We start from the raw sequence: 17,568 nt of genomic DNA on the forward strand, positions 1-17,568 counted from the left end.
GGGCGGTCGGGCTCAAGTGAGCCACACGTTCTCGAGCTGGACCCGGCCGTAGCCGGGGAGCGTGGGCAGTCCCTGCACCTTGGACTGGGCCAGGTCGATGCCGTCGGCCATGCCCCACAGCAGGTAACCGGAGCGCTCGTGCTGGAGCCGCTGCACCTCCCGCAGCGCCTGTGCGCGCGCCTTCTCGTCGGCGGTGCCCAGGACCTTGCGGTACGCGGCGTCGAAGTCCTTGTCGGACCAGCCCGACTCGTTCTGGCCGCCCTCGCTCACCATCGTCTTGGAGGCGAAGAACACCACCGAGTCGTTGGTGCCCCAGTAGTTGGTGTAGAGGTCGCCCTTGAGCCAGGTCTTCTCATAGAAGAGGCCCGACTCCTGCTTCACGACCTTGATCTTGATCCCGGCCTCCTGGGCCTGGGAGGCGAACAGGGTCGCGGACTCGGCGAGGCCGGAGATGTCCTCGGTGGTGATGAGCTCGTAGGTCTTGGACAGGTCGAACCGGGCCTCGGCCAGCAACTGCCTGGCCCTGGCGAGGTCGCGAGCGCGCTGCGGGATGTCCTTGGCGTAGGCGGGGTCACCGGTGCCCATGATGTCGTTGGCGACGGTCCCGTACCCCGACAGGACCTGCCTGACCATCGCCTGGCGGTCCACGGCCAGGCGCATCGCCTCCCGTACACGGACGTCGGCGAACGGCCCGCTCGCGGTGCGCATGACGATGGGCATGGACATGTCGTTGGGGCGGCGCAGGACTTTCAGGCCCTTGCGGGCACCGGCGGTGCGGGCGGCGATTGCGCCGACGTTGGAGGCCACGTCGATCTGCCCGGCGAGCACGGCGTTGGCCATCGCCTGCGGCGTTTCGAACATGGTCACCTCGATCGCGTCGAGGTGCGCCGCCCCGCCGTACCACTTCTCGTTGCGCACCAGGCGGGCGTTGCCGCCGCGGTACCACTCGAGCTTGAACGGGCCGGTGCCCGGAGCCTTCTCCAGCGCCTGGTCGGGGGTGTCCTTCTTCAGGACGAACGTCGTCAGGCGGGTGAGGAGGGGGAGTTCGGCGTTGGCGTAGTCGGAGGCGAGGACGACGGTGCGGGTGCCGTCGGCGGTGATGTTGCGCGCCTGGATTCCCGGCAGCCGGGCCTCGCCCGACGGGGTGCCCCGCAGCCTCCGCAGGGACCAGACCACGTCCTCGGGGGTGACGGGCGTGCCGTCGTGGAAGGTCGCGTTCTCGGCGAGCGTGAAACGCCAGGTCTTGAGGTCGCTGGAAGGTTCCCAGGACGCCGCCAGCCGCCCGACGGTGTTCTTGTCGGCGCCGGGCCTGGTGAGCGTGTCGTAGATCAGGGCGAGGATGAGGTAGTCGCTCTCGTTGCCCTGGGTGCCGTGCGGGTCGCGGGTGATGGCGTTGGCCCGGCCGAGGGCGCCGATCCGCAGCGTCCCGCCCTTCTTGGGCTTGGTACCCGCTCCGGCCGTCTGATCGTCGATACCTCCGCCTGAGCATGCCGCCGACACCGCGACGGCGGCCAGCGCGGTTCCGCCGGCTGCCAGAACTTGACGCCTTCTCACGTGCACGCGCCCTTCAATAGGCCAGATATCGGATATTTATTTAGGTTTGCCTACCCTAACGGAACCCCGTTCCGCAAGGTGCTCGCGATTCCGCTGCGTTTCCGCTGCGCCATCGCGCCGCGCACCTGCCTTCCGGATCGGCCGCCAACGGATGATCTAGATGGTTAGGCAAGGCTATGCTAACTTCTACAAGCGTGTAAATGCATTGGCGCCACCGCCCTCCCTCCGATCGGACGTCGGCGCGGCCCGCAGCCGCATGACCTGGCCTTTCGACCCGCCGCGACCCTCTCGGCGCGGCCCGCACCACGCCTGTCTCCCGCCCCCCCACGGAACGGAGCTCTTCGCCATGCCCACGGCACCCGTACCGGTCCGCCACCTCGATGACGCCTCCGTCCGCTGGCTCCGGCGGTCGGCAGAGCAGATCCTCAACGCGTGCGGAACCTCGGCCGCGTCACCGCGGCTGTTCGACAACCTCGCCCGCGCCGCAGGCGAGTCCAGCGGCCGCCTGCGTCACCACTGCCGCCCCATCGACACCGCGGACGGACTGTTCGTCCTGCGAGGTCTGCGGGTCGACGCCGACGACCTCGGCGCGACGCCCACCGGCTGGGCCACCGCCGGAGACAACGGAGCCGTCCACGACATCATGCTGCTGCTCCTGGCGAGCGTGATGGGCCACCCCATCGCTTGGGAAGGCCAGCAGGAAGGCCGGTTCGTGCACAACATCGTGCCCTCGCCGGGGCACGAGACCGAGCAGACCGGCGCGAGCAGCACCGTCCTGCTCAGCCCGCACACCGAAGACGCCTTCCACCCTGGCCGGGCCCATCTGCTGATGCTCGGCTGCATGCGCAATCACGACCGGATCGCCACCACGGCGGCCAGCGTCCGCAAAACGCACCTGGCCGAACAGGACGTCCAGGCCCTGACGCGGGCCACCGTGCCGATCCTCCCCGACGACGCCTACACCCAGGCGCAGGGCTACGCCCGGCAGCCGTCCCCGGCCGTGCCCACCTTGTTCGCCGCCGAGGACGGCCTGACACTACGGTTCGACCCGGCCTACACCCCGCTGCGTGACGCCGACGTCCCCTACCAGCACGCCTACCGGCGCCTCCATGCCGAGCTCGCCCGCGTCTCGGTCGCGGTGATCCTGGAGCCCGGCGAGACCCTCGTCGTCGACAACGACCTGGCCGTGCATGGACGGGTGCCGTTCCAGCCCCGCTACGACGGCACCGACCGCTGGCTCAAGCGCGCCTCGATCCGTGTCCCCGGCCGCCGCACGCGCCCGCCGTCCGAAGCCGGCGAACACGGATACGGGCAGGCCGTCCTCACTGCCCGCCCCGGTCGCGCACGAACCCCCAAGCTCTGAGGAGTCCCCATGACCTCCCCCCTTCCCGGCGGCCCGGTGACCGGCGACGGCAAGCACCTGCGGATCCTGTCCACCAGCGACCTGGCCGGACTCGACATCTCCCTGGACCAGGTCGTCGCCACAGTGGAGGGCGCCTACCGCACCCTGCACGCAGGCCGGTCCGACAACCCCCGCAAGCTGACCGTCAAGCCACCGGACGGGCACTCGGTGGCCTACGCGATGCTGGGCCGCGACGGCTCCCGCGAGGTCGTCGCGATCAAGACCTCCTACAAGCACGGCGTGGACCGGGGCCGTGACGACCAGCACTACTACACGGCCCTGACCATCTATGACGACGTCACCGGCCTGCCGGTCGCGATGATGGACTGCTCGCGCATCGGCTCCCTGCGCACCCCGGCCGTCTCGGCGCTGCTGGCGCGCGAGTGCGCCGCACCCGCGGCCCGCACCGCCCTGGTCGTCGGCACCGGGACGCAGGGCCGCCTCGCGCTGCCGTTCCTGCTCACCACACTGCCGCGGCTGGATCGGCTCATGCTCTTCGGCACCCATCCCGACGGCGTCGCCGCGGTCCGCGCGCGGCTGGCCGAGCACTTCCCTGACCGGGACGTCGACATCGTCACCGATTGGCGGGCCGCCGCCGGCGACGCCGACGTCGTCATCGCCACCGCCGGCCCCCGCACACCCGCCGCGATCGAGGCCGCCCACCTCAAACCCGGCGCGCTGTCGATCCTGGTCGGGCACGGGCTGGCGCCCTCCGCACTGGGCGCGGCCGACCGGGTCGTGGCCACCAGCGAGGCGCAGATGAACATCACCGGGACCGACATGGCCGACGCGGACGGCAACCTCCGGCCCGTCGACGCCGAGCTGGCGCCCGTGATCGCCGGCACCGCAGCCGGGCGCCGCTCCCCCGAGGAACGGGTGTTCGCCTACAACAGCGGCCTGGTCGTCACCGACATCGCCCTGGGACACCATTTCGCGCAGCTGGCCATCGCCCAGGGCCTGGGCACCGAGGTCGCGCTATGGCGGTGAGCGCACCGGCATGGCCGACCCTGCCCGTCCTGCCCGACCCCGCAACGGACGCGATCCTCGGCAGCGGCCTGCTGGAGGAACTCGCCTACGCGTTCGGAGGGCCCTTCCATTTCCTGCTTCCCGACGCCTTCGACGCCAACCTGCGGGCGCTGCGCGCCGCGCTGACCCGGGCGGGCGTGGACGGGTCGGTGTACTTCGCCAAGAAGGCCAACAAGGCGGCGGTGTGGGTCGAGCGATGCGCCGCCGGTGGCGCCGGCGTCGACGTGTCCTCGGCCGGTGAACTCCGTGAAGCACTGGGGCACGGCGTCCGCGGCGAGGACCTCATGGTCACCGGACCGGCCAAGAGCCGTGCCCTGCTCGGCCTGGCGGTCCGGCAGGGCGCCCTGATCGCCGTCGACGAACTCGGCGAACTCGACGCGCTGATCACCGTGGCGGCGACCGGACCCGGGCGCCCGGCCCGGCTGCTGCTGCGCTGCCTGCCACCCGGCCAGCCCCACAGCCGCTTCGGCATGGACGACGCCGAACTGGCCACCGCGCTCGAACGCTGCGTCCAGGCCGGCGTCACCGTCCGGATGGAGGGGTTCAGCTTCCACCTGGCGGGCTATGCCGTCCAGCCCCGCACCGACCTCGCCGGACGGCTCGTCGCCCGATGTCTCAAGGCCCGCGCCGCGGGACTGCACGCCCGGCGGATCAGCGTCGGCGGCGGCCTGGCCGTCAGCTACACCGACGCCGCCAGCTGGCGGACCTTCCTCGCCGAGCAGAGAGGCGACCACTACCACGCCGGCCGGACCTTCACCGCCGACGACTTCTACCCCTACCACTCCCCCGCCGCCGGGGGCGGGGCACTGCGCGCCCTGCTGGAGGCCCGGCCCTCGGGAGGCGACCGGCCCCTCCGCGAAGTGCTCCGGGACTCCGGTACCGAACTGGTGCTGGAGCCCGGACGGGCGCTGCTGGACAAGGCCGGCGCGACCGTGTTCGCCGTCCAGGGCGTCAAGGACCGCCAGGGCTACCAGATCGTCACGGTCGACGGCACCAGCCTGAGCCTGTCCGAGCAGTGGTTCGGCAGCGAGTACCTGCCCGACCCCTTCCTACTGCCCCGGGACCCTCGAAGTCGCGGCGGCGTCCATCCGGCCAGCATCGGAGCGGCGACCTGCCTGGAATCGGACATGCTCACCTGGCGGAAGATCCCCTTCACTCGCCGTCCCCGTCCCGGCGACCTGCTGGTCTACCCCAACACCGCCGGCTACCAGATGGACTCCAACGAATCCTCCTTCCACGACCTGCCCCTCCCCCCGAAGGTCGTCATCGACGGCACCGGGCGCCCGCGTCCGCGCTGGCGGCTGGACCGCCACTTCACCTGACCCGCCCCGGCGCCCCCTCAGGAGTCACCGATGCCCGGATCACCCCAGCGGCCCGCCGTGGTCACCCGCGTCTCCGATCTCATCGGCCACACGCCCCTCCTGGAGCTGGCCACCACCGAAACCGGCGGCCGGCTGCTGCTGAAGCTGGAGATGTTCAACCCCACCGGCACCGCCAAGATCCGCATGGCCCGGCAGATGGTCGCCGACGCCGAAGCCCAGGGACGGCTGCGCCCCGGCGGGCGCATCGTCGAATCCACCTCCGGCAACACCGGTCTGGGGCTGGCGGTCATCGCCGCCGAACGCGGCTACACCTTCACCGCCGTCGTCGACGGCCACTCCTGCCCGGACAAGCTGCGCGGCATGAAGGCCCTCGGCGCCGAACTGGTGTACGTCACCGACGACGGCACCGGAAGCCTGGCCACCGCCGCACGCGAGGAACTCGCCGAGCGGATGGCCCGCGGCCAGGACAACACCGTCTTCACCGAGCAGCACAACAACCCCAGCAACGGCGTCGGCTACGTCCCCCTCGCCCACGAGCTCGCCGACGCCCTCGACGAGGACATCGACGTGCTCATCGGCGCCGTCGGCACCGGCGGCGCGCTCTGCGGCACCACCCGCGAGCTGCGCAGACGCGTCCCCCGTCTCACCACCATCGGGGTGGAGCCCAAGGGGTCCACCGCCTTCGGCGGGCCCGCCCACGACTACCACCAGTCCGGCACCGGCACTCCCGAAGGAGCCGAGATCGGCGCCCTGGTCGACTTCGACCTCATCGACGAGGGCGTCAAGGTCGGCGACGTCGAGGCCTTCGCGACCTGCCGCGCCCTCGCCCGAACGGGGCTGCTCATCGGCGGCTCCGCCGGCGGGGTCGTCCACCAGGCGCTGACCCGCCTGCCCGGGCTCCCGCCGCGGACCACTATGGTCGCCCTGGTCAACGACGGCGGAGAGAAGTACATGGACACGGTCTTCAACGACGACTGGATGCGGGCCCGCGATCTCCTCTCGCCCGAAACCGAGGAAGAGATCGAAGAACTGCTCGCCAAACTGCGCGGGAGCCGGTGACCCACATGCCCACCCCCCTGCCCACCGCCAAGGCGGCCCTGCTGCTGAGCGACGGCCGCGCCCTCGCCGCCCTGGCGGTCCCGCTCATCCTCACCCAACTCGCCCAGGTCGCCCTGACCACGACCGACACCGTGATGATGGGGCTGCTCGGAACCCAGGAGCTGGCCGCGGGCGGCCTGGCCATCGTCATCTTCAACCAGCTGCGCACCATGGGGGTCGGCCTGGTCACGGCGGTCGGCAACCAGATCGCCGCCGCCGCGGCCCGGGTCGAGCAGGCCGCCGGCGGGGAGGGAGAGGGCTCGCGGGAGAGCTCGGCGGAGGTCCGCGCGATCGTCCGCGCGAGCCTGGCCGTGGCGACGCTGGCCGGCATCGCCGGAGCCGTGCTGATGATCGGCATCGGCCAGGCGCTGACCTGGCTCGGCCAGGACGCCGCCGTCGTGGAATCCACCCAGACCATGCTGCTCGCCCTGGCCCCCGGGCTGCTGCCCTGCCTGTGGTTCCAGGCCGTCCGGCAGTTCACCGTCGGGATGCGCCGCCCCCAGGCGCTGCTACAGATCACCATCGTCTCGGTCGCCGTCAACGCCGGCCTGAACTGGGTTCTCGTCCACGGCACCTGGGGGCTGCCCCAACTGGGCCTGACCGGCATCGGCGTCGCCACCTCCACCGTGTATCTCCTGTCCTTCCTCGCCCTGTACGTGTCGGCGAAGAGGGACTCACGGCTGGCGCCGCTGCTGTCGCTGAACATCGCCAAGGCCGACCCCGCCACCGTCAGGCGCATCATCGCGCTCGGCGTGCCGATCGCGGCGACCTACGGCTCGGAGGCGGGGTTCTTCTCCGTCACCGCGCTGATGGCCGGGTCGTTCGGCCCCGCAGCCTTGGCTGCGCACACCGCCGTCAACCAGCTCGTCTACATCGTCTTCCAGGTCGCCGTGGGCCTGTCCCACGCCGCGTCCATCAACGTCAGCCGCGAGCTGGCCCTGGGCCGGACCGATCGCGCCCTGCGCATCAAGAACACCGCGCTCGCCTGCGCCGCCGCCGTCATGACCTGCGTCGGGATCCTCTACCTGACGGTGCCGCACCTCGTCCTGCGCCCGTTCCTGGACGCCGGCGCCCCCCAGTCCGAGCAGGCCCTCAGCATCGCCACCCACCTGCTCATGGTCACCGCCGTCCTGCAGTTCTTCGACTGCTCGCAGAACATCGGCGTCGGGCTGCTGCGCGGCCTGGAGGACACCAAGAGCGGATTCCGGATCACCCTGATCGGTTACTGGGCCGTCGGCCTCCCCACCGCCTGGCTCCTTGCCTACGCGCTCCAACTGGAGACACTCGGCATCTGGCTCGGCCTGCTCATCGGCCTGGCCACCACCGCCCTACTCCTCCTCAGGCGTTACAGCTTCGCCCTCCGTGCGCACACGGCGGCCGTCTCCGCCGCCGCCTAGATCGTGTCCCGAAGTGAGCTGAACAGCGGCGTGTCTGAGCCGAAACAGAGAGGTCTCGGGCAGAGGGTTCATCGACCAAGAAGAACCGGACACCGGAGACCTCGTGGCCACCCTCGCGGTGACGAGGCGGTTCGCCCTGACCGACGCTCAATGGGTGGTGCTGGAAACACCGTTGCCGCTGCCCAGGCGGCCGGGTCGACCCTCGAAGTGGACCAAGCGGCAGTTCATCGATGGCGGGTGCGAGTAGGGGCGCCCTGGCGGAATGTGCCCGAGTGCCACGGCTCCTGGCATGCGGTGTAGTTGTTGTTTCGCCGCTGGCAACGGGAGGGAGTGTGGGCTCGGGTCCTCACCACCCTGCAGGCTCGGGCCGATGCGGCCGGGCTGATCGGCTGGCAGGTGAACGTTGACTCCACGATCGCTCAAGCCCATGAGCACGCCGCCGGGGCCCGCACCCGGCCGAATGAGCAGCCGAGCCGCGCGCGGAGCCGGCGTCGAGTCAGGCAATCATGCTGAGGCGCTCGCGGGCAGGCTGGCCATCAGCCCCTGGGGAGGGCGGAACGGCAGTAGCGACTTGCTTGCGAGGGTGGCGCCGGTGCCGTTGGGGTTTGCGGGAGCGACTTTCTGGAGGGGTCTTAGGGACGGCATCGCCGCAGGTTGCTGCTGTATCCCAGCACCACGTAGTAATAGGCGCGCTAGCTGGAGACGTCGATCCCACTGGAAGGACGCGGCGGTGTAGCCCTCGCCCTGGAAGATATCGCGGCCGTACAGGTACGGCTCGCACGCGATACCAAAGGCAAAGGTGCTGACCGCGAGCAGCAGGCCGCGCACGCGCAGCGGTGAACAGCGTCGCGACAAGGACCGACACCGGGAACGCCAGCCCCTGGAAGCCGTATGTCGTGTCGCCGATGTCGACGCGCAGACGCGCGATCCTCGACTCGGCACACGTGCGAGCCAAAACGGGGGCGAGCACACCGGCCCCAGTCCCGTGGACCGGGGTAAACCCGGTTCCAAGCTGCACATCCCGTCCGACCGCAACGGCCTGCCCCTTCTGGTCGCCGTCTCGGCCGGGAACGGCCACGACAGCCACGCCTCAAGCCGAGGATCGGAGCCCAAATGAGACGGGCCAATGAGAAGGGCCGAGCCCGACGCATCGGCAAACTCCATGCCGACAAGGCCTACGACATACCTGAGCTGCGCCGATGGCTGGTCCGACAGCACATCTTCGCAGCCGCATTGCCGATCGACCCCACCGGCACGCCTCGCTCTACCCATGAGCTCATCTGTGCGCAACAAAACGCCGCCGCCATGTTCAAAGCACCACAGAACCGAGCCCGCTGAGGCCGAGGGACTCCGGCGTCTCAGTAACGCAAAAAGCCTGGCTTGAAGTCCCTCCTCGAACCCGGGGCAGCTCACCTGCGCGGAGTCGGCGCCGCCGGATGGCCTAGGTGCGGCGCAGCCGGTGCGGGCGAAGTCCCGGCAGTATCGTAGGGCCGCCCTTCCTGCTTCGTGGGCTTGGCGGCGAGTCGCTGCCGGCCGTTCCGATCCTCCTCGCAGGCCTGTCCGAGTCGGCGGGCACAATTCCCACCATGACCGACGCGATATCCCCCTTCCGCTGGCTCAGCGGGCGCTCCGCCCTGGGAGAGATCTTCTGTGTCTCGTTGTTCCGTGGCCTGTCACCTGTCGAGGTCTTGCGGCGCTTCGGGCCCGAGGACGCGACGAGCCGGGCTATGAGCATGCGGGAACTCTGGGACCTGGTTGCAGAGTTCACCCACCTCACCCGAGCGGGCAACGGCGGCGGGTACGTCGGGGCCCTTCAAGCCGACGGGTGGAGCGTGGCCGTCGAGCCGCTGGGCTGGTACGCCTCGCTGACCGAGTTCGGGGCCAAGCTCTCCCGCGGGTGCGAGATGGTTGCGGTTTCGCGGCACGACTACGCCGAGGACCACTTCGTGCACGCGATCGACGGCGAACTCCTCACCGGCTTCATTCCGAACAAATCAACCCGCCGATGGGGCCGTGCCCCGGACGCGCTCAACGAGGCGCTGAACAAGTTCGGATTTCCGACCGAGGATCTGGACGATGCGGCACGGGAGGCGTCCTGGCGCCGAATCTACGAGGATCGGGTCGCGCGCGCTTTCGCGGTGGCGGCCGAGGTCACGGGCGTGGCGTTCACACGGGACCTCATCGACGGGCTGCTCCTTGCCGGTGCGGTCGACCAGTCTCCGCTTTCGGGACCGCAGCCCAAGAACGTGTGACCGGACCGTCCCAGGGCCGACACCCTCCTGGACGACGTCACCGACGGCGACGCCTCGGGCGCGCAGGCGTGCGTGCGGCCGCCGGTACACCCGACCGAACCCATTGCCTCCTGGCTTGCGATCATCTGGGTCACCCCGTCAGCCGACAGCTACGGGGTTAAGACGAATACCCGATTCCCTAGACCATCCCTGGAAGCTCACCGCTCCCTCTCGCCCGTTTCGCATCAGAAGGACGGGGCCATGGCCGAGCTCGGCCTTGCAGGCGAGTCCGGACTGATCGGCTTCCTCCGCGGCATCGGTGTGACCCAAGCGCAGCGGGAAGCCCGCCTCGTCTGCATCCTCAAAGGATGAGCGAGGCTCAGTGGTGATCAGCAGCGTGCATCCGGAGGGCCGGCCGTCGCCATCCAGGCGGAGTATGCCGATCATTACAGCGCCCGCCGGCCCCACCGCAGCCTGAACCGGCAACCGCCCAACGGACGCGGACAACCGCCTCCGCCCGGCGACATTCGAGTCCTACGCCGTGATCGAGTCGGTGAACTCATCCATGAGTACTCGCAGGTCGCATGAGGTGACACACTTCCGGCACGGACACCCTCAGAGACCGGGAAGGCTCAGCGACCACGGGGTATTCCCGGCATATTCCACGCTTCCACCGGCGCATGCAAGGATCCAGTTGCGAGAAACGGCCGCGCGAGCGAGGTGATCCGCGACGGCGGAGAGCGTGTTATCGCGACGGCTGGCATTGCCGCTCGCATCAGAACTCGCACTCGGCTTTAGAGCAATCCACCAGCGGAAAGATCCGGTCCGAAAGGGACGGAAAGTCCCTGAACAAGCCATCCTATACCGAGCGGTGTACGGGGAACCGTTCTCTTTCCAGATGAGGAGCAATGAAGAACCTGACCAAAGCGGTCACCATCGGCATTGGCGTTGCAGCGGCGAGTGTCGTTCTCGCGCCACCGGCCTTCGCTGTTAATTTTATCCGAGACATCGGCGACGGGACAGTTCGCTACACCGACGACACCAATCAGATGTGCCTCCAGGCGGACAACACCCTGGGGACAGCCTGGGTGGAAGTGGCCATGTCCCGCCAGGGCGGAGGCGGAGTGCCCGTCATCATCAGGGACCACAACGTCGATCACCCGGGCGCCACCTGCAGGCTCCTCGACATTCCCGAGAACGTCACCTACCAGGCCGAATACCGGAGCTATTGGGAAGGGCGAGGAACCCCGATACGTGGGGTGTTCCTCTTCACCACCTGACTGACCCCGACAAGGCGGGCTCCCCGGCCACCACCCGCGCGGCATTACGGGGAGCCGGCATCCGACAAGCATGCCGGCCGACAGCAGATCCAGGAAGATCTCGGGCTTGCAGCCTTTGTGATCGCATTGGTGATCATCGGGTGATGTGGGACGGATGCGAGGCGAAGCAACCGGGCATGGCACCCAACTCGAGGTCACGGCTCCTGATCGGAGGCACCTTGGTTGTGGTGGTCGGGTGCGATGACACGCCACTCGGACGCGAACGGCGGCCGAGCCCCTCATGTTCCCGAGATCCATGTCGATAAATGACAGCAAGCTTTTGGCTTATTCGATGATTGCCGAGTCTGGGCGGCGCCGATAGGGCTTGCCCGGCACTCGGCAACCACGCGGGAGGCCTCAGCGACCAGGCACCCGCTGCGGAACAAATTCAATGAAAGGCAATTATGTCGCGCCTACTTGCACGTGCTCTCGCCACCCTCATGCTCGCCGTCGCCGCAACCGGCGTCACCGTGCTGACCACGGCCGCTCCCGCCTCGGCCGATGGCTGCTACACGTGGAGCGGCGAACTCCGCAACGGCAGCCGTGGCGCTGCCGTGACCCAACTCCAGATCCGGGTGGCCGGTTATCCCGGCTACAACTCCAACCTCGTCATCGACGGCGTCTTCGGCGACGCGACCGAGGCGGCTGTACGGCGCTTCCAGTCCGCCTATGGGCTCACCGCCAACGGCGTCGCCGGGTCGCAGACCTTCAACCGCATCTACGCCCTCCAGGACGACGACTGCACCCCGATCCACTTCACCTACGGCGAGATGAACCAGTGCAACAGCACGTGGTCGGGCGGGCTGGTCTCCGCCGCCCAGGCCCGGTCGAACGCGCTGCGGGTCATGTGGCAGTTGGAGGCGCTGCGCCACGCCCTCGGCGACCGGCGGATGGTCGTCTCCAGCGCCTTCCGGAGCGTCGCCTGCAACCCTGATGCAAGTGACACCTACAGTCGGCACCTGTACGGCGACGCCGCCGACTTCACCGGCACCCCATCGCTCTGCGCGATCGTGCGGCAAGCGCGATACCACGGGTTCGAGGAGATCCTCGGCCCTGGCTACCCCGGGCACGGCGATCACGCCCACGTGGCCAACGACCCGAGCAGGACCTGGTCCGCCAGCCAGTGCTTCTGACGCCGTAGACCGACCCCGCCACCCACGTGCCGGCCCCGCGCACCCGCGCGGGGCTCCGGCGGCGCAGACCTGGGTGTGGTGCCGGTTGCACATCCTCTCGAGTCTGCCCAACCTACGGCTTTTCCGCTTGTAAGGCGTGCCGATCGCGCCCCGCGCCGATCGCCGTAACAGGCGATCGCCCGCAGGGCCCTCGGCTTCTGCCCGGGTACCTCATCAAGGCCGGGTGCGAGATTTCGTCGAAGCAGGCGGTGATGTCGCCCCGCACGACTCACTCATACTTTGCTGCCCGAGCCGGCGTTGTACGGCGTGCTGGTATTCGTGATCGCGCCTGCGGCCACGGGTCTTCGCCGGATGGATCGCAGGCCGGCACGTTCGAGCATCGGGTGCGGAACTATGACCGCCGGCCGTCAGATGGCGGTCGTCCACGGCGACGTGTCGCCGAAGAGCCTGGCCGCCCTGCGCGCGCGAACCGGGCGTCCAGCGTTCGCGTGCCGTTCTCGTCCGCGATCCCGCGGAACAGTTCGCGGGCCTCTTCCCAGACGTCCCTGGCCGCGCGGTGGTCGCCGGCGCCCTCGTGGGCGTCGCCGAGGGAGCGGAGCGTCCGCGCGAGGTAAGGGATCCAGCCGCGGGTTCGCCAGACCTGGACTGAGCGTTCGAGGGCGGCGATGGCGGCGGGCAGATCTCCTTCGGCCAGGTTCAACTGCCCGAGAACGCTGAGCGCGTCGGCGAGATGATGGCCGAAGTTGCCGTTCTCGCTGTGGGCCAGCGTCAGTTCGACGGTCGCCCTGGCCCGCTCGTCCCCGACCGCGACGAACAGCTTCGAGAGGTAGAGCAGTGAGAACGTCTCCAGATAGCGGTCGTTCAACCGCCGTGCCATTCCCAGAGACCTCTCCAGCAGTTCCCGGCCGCCCGTGATGTCACCGCAGAACGATTTCGCCGCGCCGAGGAACTGGGTGATCGTCGTGGTGTAGTGAGCGTTCCCGAGCGCCTCGGCGACCTGCATCGCCCGCTCCAGGACGGTGACCGCCCCCTGAGGGTCGTCCTCGCCGTGGATGATCGCCATCACGTGTAAGGCCCGCGCCTGGCCGCCGAGGTAGTCCGCGTCGGCGGCCATCCGCAGGGCGCGCTCCGCCAGGGCGAGCGCTTGCGAACCGTTCCCGTCCGCCGTCGTGCCCCAGGCCAGGGTCGCCAGAGCGTCGGCCATTCCGACCGGATCGTCCAGCGTGGTGAACAGGTCGAGGAGCTGCGAAGCGCCGGCCCGCATCCGTGTCATCGCCGGTCCGGGGCCCGCCGGTGAAGTCCAGGTGGTGACCTCCAAGAGGCCGCGCATCAGCACGGCCTCGCCCCGCTTGTCGCCGGTCTCACGGCAGAGCGCGAGCGCCTGCTCGTGCATGCGCTGCCAGCCGTCGTACAAACCGCGCACGTTGAGGTACGTCTCGGTGGACCCCGCAAGATCCCATGCGAATTGGGTCAGGCGCGCCTCGCACGCTTGCGCGACCCCCGCCATCAGCGCGGCGTGCTCCGCGCCGAACCAGGCCATCGGGTCGGCCAGCAGCCGGTCGGAGACCGCCGCGGGCAGCCACCGGCGCGGCGCACAGCTGTGCATGGGTGCGTAGCAGGGCCCCGGGACGTGTTCCGCCGCGACCTCCGCCAGCGCCAGCCACGCACCCAGGGCCCGCTCGAGCGCGGCCTGGCGCTCGGGTTCGGAATCCTCGCGCAGGGCGCGCTCACGCGCGTACAACCGGATCAGATCGTGGAACCGATATCTGAGCGCGCCCGTCTCGTCCGTCCCGGTGGGGTTCAGCAGATGAGCGTCGACCAGGATCTCGATCTCGCGTTCCGCCTGCCGCACCGGCACATCCAGCAGGGCCGCCACAGGCCAGGACGCGAAATCGGGCGCGTCCAGCAGCCCGGCCAGCCGGAACGCCCGCTGTGCGCCGGCGGGAAGCGTCCGGTAGCTCATCTCGAATCCCGCGCGGACGTCGAGGTCGCCCGCCACGAGTTCGTCCAGCCGGTGCCGTTCCTCCCCGAGGACGCCGGCGAGATGGGACAGACTCCAGTGCCGTCTGCCGAGCAGCCTGGCCGCCGCGATGCGCACCGCCAGCGGGACCCGGCCGCACAGCCGGACGATCTCCAGAGCCGTGTCCGGGTCGTCCTGGACGCGTTCGTCGCCGACGATCCTTCTCAACAGGTCCATCGCCTGGGCCGACGACAGGACGTCGAGTTCCAGCAGGCTCGCGCCCTCCAGACCGATCAGGCGGACGCGTCCGGTGAGGATCACGGCCGTGCCGGGGGCCCCGGGCAGGAGCGGCCGCACCTGCTCCTCCCCGGCGACGTTGTCGAGCAGAACGAGGATTCTGCGTCCGGCCACACAGCTCCGGTAAAGCGCCACGCGCTCTTCCAGGGATTCGGGTATGCCGGTGCCGCTGATGCCCAGTGCGAACAGGAACCGGCTGAGCACGTCCTCTGGGCGGGTGGGGTCGGCGGAGGCGCCGCGCAGGTCCGCATAGAGCTGGCCGTCGGGAAAGGAACCCGCGATCCGGTGCGCGACGTGCACGGCGAGCGTGGTCTTACCCAGGCCGCCCAGACCAGCGATGCCGGCCATGGCGACAGTGGCCGGCCGTGGCTCGGTAAGGACCTCGGTGAGGTGCGCCACCTCGCCGTCCCGGCCCGTGAAATCCGCGATATCCGGCGGCAGTTCGGCCGGGGTCGGAGCCGCCCGGCTTTCAGGCATCGGCGGCGCCGTGGCAAGCACCGGACGGTCGGCCGCCAGGACATGGACATGCGCAAGGTGCACATTCTCGCTCGGCTCGATGCCCAGCTCGTCCGACATGCGCGCAGCGAGTGCATGGTAGGCCCGTCGGGTTTCCGCCGCGCTGTACGGGCCCGATCCCCCAGCGGGGCCCGTGATCGTCGCCCTGACGGGAAGAACGAGGTCGAGTGAGGGGTCCTGAGTGAGGATGCTCCGATGCATGTCCTGCAGTTCTTCGGTCGGGTCCAGCCCGGTCTCTTCGATCAGAGTCATGCGGGCACGCGTGTATTCAGCAAGCGCATCCGCCCGCCGGCCGCAGCGGTACAGCGCCAACATCAGCTGCGCCCGCAGCCGCTCCAGCAATGGGTACTCGTTGGTGAGCGCGGTCAGCTCGCCCAGCAGCCCGGCGTGGCGCCCGAGTCTCAGGTCCACGGCGATCCGCGACTGCAAGACCGACAGGCGGACCTCGTCCAGCCGCGCGGCCTCCGCGGCCAGCATCGCGACGTCGGTCATGCCGGCGAACACGGCCCCGCGCCAGAGACTCAGCGCCTCGTGCAGGCGGTGGCCGGCCTCCGCCTGGTCACCGGCGGCCTCCGCCGCCTGCCCTGAGGCGGCCAGGTGCTCGAACCTCGCCGCATCCAGCTCGTCCCGGACCACCGGCATCAGATAGCCGGAGCCCTGCCGCACCACGCGAGCCGGGTCGCCCAGGTGCCGCCGGAGCCGGTGCGCGTAGGTCTGCACATTCTTGGTGGCGCTCTTCGGTGGGGTGCTCCCCCACAGGGCCACGGCCAGTTGATCCTCAGAAACAGGGTTACCCGCTCGGCACAGCAGAACCGCCAGCAGCACACGCTCCTTGGGCGTGCCGAGATCGAGCTGTTCACCCTCGCGCCACACCGTCAGCGGACCCAGTATCCCAAATTTCACCGCGCCTCCTTGGCTGGACGCACAATAGACCTGGACGGCCACCTGGTCCGCCGCGCGTTTGGGAGCACAATGTCAGCTCCCATGCCTCAGAGACATCCTGAGCCCCCTCTGGTTACGAAGACGCAGCAAAAGCGGCCCGGTCGAAGCCGCCGGCCGATCCGGCCATTTGCGCGTAGCAACAGTCGCTGGGTGCGGGAGTTCCCCGCGGGTAGCCCGGACGCGACGGGCGGGACTACGCCCAGTCGGCGATGCCCGCCGTAGTTCGGGACCGAGCCCGGTTACGGCCAGGCACGGCGGGTCCTAGATCGTTGATGGGAAATGTGTGTGCTGGTCAGTGGTCGTAGGCGGTCAGTGAGCGTTTCACCGGTGCGCCGATGAGCCAGTTGTGCCAGATGGCGGCGTTGAGCGCGAGAACGCGCTGGCCGACGCGGGCCCACAGCCCTTCGGTGGTGCGCGCGTTGTGGCGTTCCAGTCCGAGCTGGTTCTTCAGGGTCCAGATGATGCCCTCGATCCGCTGGCGCAGCCAGGGCGGGAACACCTTCACCGCCGGTTCGGGCTCGTCATCGCGCACCGGACGGATCAGCACATGCCCCAGGTCGGCGGCGGCCTTCTCGATCCCGGCTCCGGCGAAGCCCTTGTCGCACACGATGGGGCAGGGGCCGTCGGCGATCGGGCGGACGTGCAGCAGGTGCAGGGCCTGCTTGCGCTCGTCGAGTTCTTTGGGGTGAGCCAGGCTGAAGGACGAGACCGTTCCCTCGGCGGTGGTGATGAGCATCAGCTTGGCACCCCGGTAGAAGGCGTGGTGGGAGGTGTCGCGGCCGTAGCCGGCGATCTCCCCCAGCGCCGAGCGGTTCACCGTGACTCGGGAGGCGCCGCACGGCACCGGGGTGCCGTCCATCAGCCGCAGGTTGTCGTACCAGGTCGGGACCGCGCGGGCCAGCCACAGCGCCACCACCTGCAGCACCGGGCCCAGATCCCGCAACTGTCGGTTGTACTGCGACTGACGCGGCAGCCGCGGGAACAGGTGCCCGATCCGGGCGGGGGCCAGCCGCAGCCAGTGGCGTTCGTCATCACAGCGCAGCAGGACCTGGGCGGTGGCCACACAGATCAGCTCGGCGTCGGTCAGCAGGCGGGGCCTGCCCGGCCCGAGCCGCCGCGATGGCAGGACATCGTCGTCCAGGTGCACGTAGAGTGCGGTCAGAAGGGCGTCTAGATCTGTCTTCACACACCGATCCTGGGCGCCCTTCACCATGCTTGCGGCCGGTTCAGCAATAACCCATCAACGATCTAGTAGGGCTTTGTTAGTTCGTCATGGTGGGTGCTGGTGGCATGTGGGGCATCGGCCGCTCCAGGTGGCGAGCAGCACTTGGAGCTGTTTGAGAATCTTGTAGAGACTCAGGCCGCCCCGGC

The 17,568-nt window shown here is 69.5% G+C and carries 12 protein-coding genes; 8 read left to right on the plus strand and 4 right to left on the minus strand.

Annotated elements, in window-relative coordinates:
* Positions 1–12: 12 nt before the first annotated feature.
* On the minus strand, positions 13–1,554 hold the full coding sequence (locus tag ACFPZN_RS23070) for an ABC transporter substrate-binding protein (RefSeq protein ID WP_378284169.1): 1,542 nt from the start codon (positions 1,552–1,554) through the stop codon (positions 13–15).
* 346 nt (positions 1,555–1,900) lie between these two features.
* On the opposite strand from ACFPZN_RS23070, the gene ACFPZN_RS23075 reads away from it, so the two are divergent.
* The 5 genes from ACFPZN_RS23075 to ACFPZN_RS23095 are packed head-to-tail and all read left to right on the plus strand — an operon-like array spanning position 1,901 to position 7,799.
* Positions 1,901–2,917 (plus strand): TauD/TfdA family dioxygenase, encoded by a 1,017-nt coding sequence (locus ACFPZN_RS23075; RefSeq protein WP_378284170.1) that lies wholly within the window; start codon positions 1,901–1,903, stop codon positions 2,915–2,917.
* A 9-nt stretch (positions 2,918–2,926) separates the two neighbouring features.
* Positions 2,927–3,943, plus strand: a complete 1,017-nt coding sequence (locus tag ACFPZN_RS23080) for an ornithine cyclodeaminase family protein (RefSeq protein ID WP_378284171.1) — start codon at positions 2,927–2,929, stop codon at positions 3,941–3,943.
* Positions 3,940–5,304: a Y4yA family PLP-dependent enzyme gene (locus ACFPZN_RS23085; RefSeq protein WP_378284172.1), complete on the plus strand. Its 1,365-nt coding sequence runs from the start codon at positions 3,940–3,942 to the stop codon at positions 5,302–5,304. The genes ACFPZN_RS23080 and ACFPZN_RS23085 overlap by 4 nt, the downstream gene beginning before the upstream one ends.
* A 30-nt stretch (positions 5,305–5,334) precedes the next feature.
* Positions 5,335–6,363, plus strand: coding sequence for a cysteine synthase family protein (locus tag ACFPZN_RS23090; RefSeq protein WP_378284174.1), 1,029 nt, complete (start codon positions 5,335–5,337; stop codon positions 6,361–6,363).
* A gap of 5 nt (positions 6,364–6,368) precedes the next feature.
* Positions 6,369–7,799 (plus strand): MATE family efflux transporter, encoded by a 1,431-nt coding sequence (locus ACFPZN_RS23095; protein WP_378284175.1) that lies wholly within the window; start codon positions 6,369–6,371, stop codon positions 7,797–7,799.
* A 504-nt stretch (positions 7,800–8,303) separates the two neighbouring features.
* Here the strand turns inward: ACFPZN_RS23095 and ACFPZN_RS23100 are convergent.
* Positions 8,304–8,627 carry a hypothetical protein gene (locus ACFPZN_RS23100; protein ID WP_378284176.1) on the minus strand — a complete coding sequence of 108 codons (324 nt, stop codon included), beginning with the start codon at positions 8,625–8,627 and terminating at the stop codon, positions 8,304–8,306.
* 758 nt (positions 8,628–9,385) lie between these two features.
* On the opposite strand from ACFPZN_RS23100, the gene ACFPZN_RS23105 reads away from it, so the two are divergent.
* The 3 genes from ACFPZN_RS23105 to ACFPZN_RS23115 all read left to right on the plus strand — a co-directional run bounded on the left by ACFPZN_RS23105 (position 9,386) and on the right by ACFPZN_RS23115 (position 12,482).
* Positions 9,386–10,051 carry a DUF6461 domain-containing protein gene (locus ACFPZN_RS23105; RefSeq protein ID WP_378284177.1) on the plus strand — a complete coding sequence of 222 codons (666 nt, stop codon included), beginning with the start codon at positions 9,386–9,388 and terminating at the stop codon, positions 10,049–10,051.
* Between the two features lie 887 nt (positions 10,052–10,938).
* Positions 10,939–11,310 carry a hypothetical protein gene (locus tag ACFPZN_RS23110; protein ID WP_378284178.1) on the plus strand — a complete coding sequence of 124 codons (372 nt, stop codon included), beginning with the start codon at positions 10,939–10,941 and terminating at the stop codon, positions 11,308–11,310.
* Between the two features lie 443 nt (positions 11,311–11,753).
* The gene (locus tag ACFPZN_RS23115) at positions 11,754–12,482 is read left to right on the plus strand and encodes a D-Ala-D-Ala carboxypeptidase family metallohydrolase (protein WP_378284179.1); all 729 of its coding nucleotides are present in this window, start codon (positions 11,754–11,756) and stop codon (positions 12,480–12,482) included.
* A gap of 391 nt (positions 12,483–12,873) precedes the next feature.
* Here the strand turns inward: ACFPZN_RS23115 and ACFPZN_RS23120 are convergent, their stop codons facing one another.
* Positions 12,874–16,158 carry an AfsR/SARP family transcriptional regulator gene (locus ACFPZN_RS23120; RefSeq protein WP_378284180.1) on the minus strand — a complete coding sequence of 1,095 codons (3,285 nt, stop codon included), beginning with the start codon at positions 16,156–16,158 and terminating at the stop codon, positions 12,874–12,876.
* 331 nt (positions 16,159–16,489) lie between these two features.
* The gene (locus ACFPZN_RS23125; protein WP_378284181.1) at positions 16,490–17,383 is read right to left on the minus strand and encodes a transposase; all 894 of its coding nucleotides are present in this window, start codon (positions 17,381–17,383) and stop codon (positions 16,490–16,492) included.
* Positions 17,384–17,568: the final 185 nt, after the last annotated feature.

Origin of the sequence: Actinomadura rugatobispora (genome assembly GCF_042656285.1) — a bacterium.
GTDB classification, from domain to species: Bacteria; Actinomycetota; Actinomycetes; order Streptosporangiales; family Streptosporangiaceae; genus Spirillospora; species Spirillospora rugatobispora.

What these genes read in the sequence shown, in the direction of transcription:
- ACFPZN_RS23115 (WP_378284179.1), top strand. Translation starts at nt 11,754, where the DNA reads ATGTCGCGCCTACTTGCACGTGCTCTCGCCACCCTCATGCTCGCCGTC.
- ACFPZN_RS23090 (WP_378284174.1), top strand. Translation starts at nt 5,335, where the DNA reads ATGCCCGGATCACCCCAGCGGCCCGCCGTGGTCACCCGCGTCTCCGAT.
- ACFPZN_RS23080 (WP_378284171.1), top strand. Translation starts at nt 2,927, where the DNA reads ATGACCTCCCCCCTTCCCGGCGGCCCGGTGACCGGCGACGGCAAGCAC.
- ACFPZN_RS23095 (WP_378284175.1), top strand. Translation starts at nt 6,369, where the DNA reads ATGCCCACCCCCCTGCCCACCGCCAAGGCGGCCCTGCTGCTGAGCGAC.
- ACFPZN_RS23110 (WP_378284178.1), top strand. Translation starts at nt 10,939, where the DNA reads ATGAAGAACCTGACCAAAGCGGTCACCATCGGCATTGGCGTTGCAGCG.
- ACFPZN_RS23105 (WP_378284177.1), top strand. Translation starts at nt 9,386, where the DNA reads ATGACCGACGCGATATCCCCCTTCCGCTGGCTCAGCGGGCGCTCCGCC.
- ACFPZN_RS23075 (WP_378284170.1), top strand. Translation starts at nt 1,901, where the DNA reads ATGCCCACGGCACCCGTACCGGTCCGCCACCTCGATGACGCCTCCGTC.